The sequence below is a fragment of the Mesorhizobium sp. M1169 genome, from assembly GCF_040318345.1.
Lineage (GTDB): Bacteria > Pseudomonadota > Alphaproteobacteria > Rhizobiales > Rhizobiaceae > Mesorhizobium.
This window is the reverse complement of record NZ_JAMYME010000057.1, coordinates 25,001-26,634: the sequence shown is the minus strand read 5'-3', so window position 1 is coordinate 26,634 and position 1,634 is coordinate 25,001. Positions and strand designations below refer to the sequence as shown.

Here is a 1,634-nt window from a genome sequence, read left to right as displayed (position 1 = left end):
CGCTTGGGCGGGCTTGGGGGCCCACCAAAATTGTCGGGGGGGGGTTTCCCGGGTGCTGGGCGGGGGGGGCGGGCGGGGGGGGGGGGGGGTCGGCCCCGGCCCCCCCCGCCGCCGGGGGGGGGGGCGAGGACAAGGATACGGGTGCGGCCTCGGGCATCAACAACGCCGTCTCGCGCATCGGCGGCCTGATTGCCGTGGCGGCGATGGGATCGCTGGCGGCCTGGGTCTACGCTGGCGTGCTCGGCACCGCTGCCGGCTCCGGCATTCCGGGTTTCGGCGAACCGCCGCCAGCCGGCCTGGCGCCCGGCCTCGATGCGGCACGACTTGCCGCCAGCGACGCGGCATTCGCCGCCGTTGCCGCGGTGACCGCGGTGCTTTGCCTGCTTTCGGCAATCGCCGCGTGGACGACGGTTTCCGGCGAGCGGCTGCCATGGGCGCGCGACACGGCGAATCAGCACGGCTGACGACGAAAAAACGTCGGCTCAGCCTTCGATCTTGGCGCTCGCGACCTTCAACTGATTGCCGTCTTCCTGCTTGAGCAGGTCGTCGATGCGTTCGCGCTCGCGCTTGAAGGCGACGAGGTCGTCGCCCTTGAGCGTCTTGCCGACCGGTAGGCGGACGCGCATCGAATCGACCTTTGTGCCGTTGACGATCAGTTCGTAATGAAGATGCGGACCGGTGGAGAGGCCGGTTGAGCCGAGATAGCCGATAACCTGACCCTGGCGAACGCGAACACCCGGCTCGATGCCTTTGGCAAAGGCGCTCTGGTGATTGTAGGACGTCTCGTAGCCATTGGCGTGACGCAAGATGATCTGCTTGCCATAGCCACCGGCCCAGCCGGCTTTTTCGACGACGCCATTGCCCGCGGCAATGATCGGCGATCCCACGGGAGCTGCCCAGTCGGTGCCGGTATGCATTTTCACATACCCCAAAATGGGGTGGCGCCTGGCACCGAACCCTGACGTAAATCGGCCATTGGGCAACGGATTGCGCAGCAGAAACTGCTCGGCGCTGCTACCATTTTCGTCGAAGTAGTCGGTGCTGCCGTCCTGCATCTGGAAACGGTAGAAATTTCGCGTCGTGCCGCCGAAAGTCGCGGAGACGTAAAGCAGCTCGGATTCGTCAGACGCCTGGTCGTCGCCATCGGGTTGCGAGAACAGCACTTCGATGCGGTCCGTGGGATTGAGGCGCGACTGAAAGTCGACACTGGATGCCAGCAACTTGATCAGTCGTTGCGTCATCGCCTTGGACATGCCGTAGGAATAGGCGGTGCGGTAGATGCCGTCATAGATGTTCGGCAGATTGCCGCGCACTACGGGCGCAGGCGAATCGTCGAACGCCGTCAGCAATTCGGGATTTGGCTCCGGCTCCTGCGCCGGCACGTACTGGTCGTGGTCGTCGAGTGCGATGGTGACGATGTGCTGGGTCCTGTCGTACACGCTGGTGCGAACGATCTTGGCGGCGTCGCCATGGACCTCAAGCCCAACGCGCAGCACGGTTCCTGCCTTGAGGGCCGTCGCATTCAGCAATTTGGCGATCGCCTCGGCCATTCCGGTGGCATCCTCGCCGGTATAGCCCGAATCAGCGAAGGCCTCGGCAATGTCGAGATCCTTGGTGAAGGGGATGATTTCCTC

General features: G+C 64.6%; 1 protein-coding gene and 1 pseudogene (1 of these 2 cut by a window edge). One reads left to right on the top strand and one right to left on the bottom strand.

What is annotated here, in order from left to right:
• Nucleotides 1–464, top strand: a pseudogene (locus tag NKH41_RS31375) (MFS transporter); the annotation flags it as partial.
• A gap of 18 nt (nt 465–482) precedes the next feature.
• On the opposite strand, the gene NKH41_RS31370 reads toward NKH41_RS31375, so the two are convergent.
• Nucleotides 483–1,634, bottom strand: partial view of a M23 family metallopeptidase gene (locus NKH41_RS31370; protein ID WP_352935529.1) — the 3' portion only. The gene runs 807 nt beyond the window's last position; the window shows 1,152 of its 1,959 coding nt (coding positions 808–1,959); the start codon falls outside the window, past its right edge — the gene reads right to left on this strand; its stop codon occupies nt 483–485.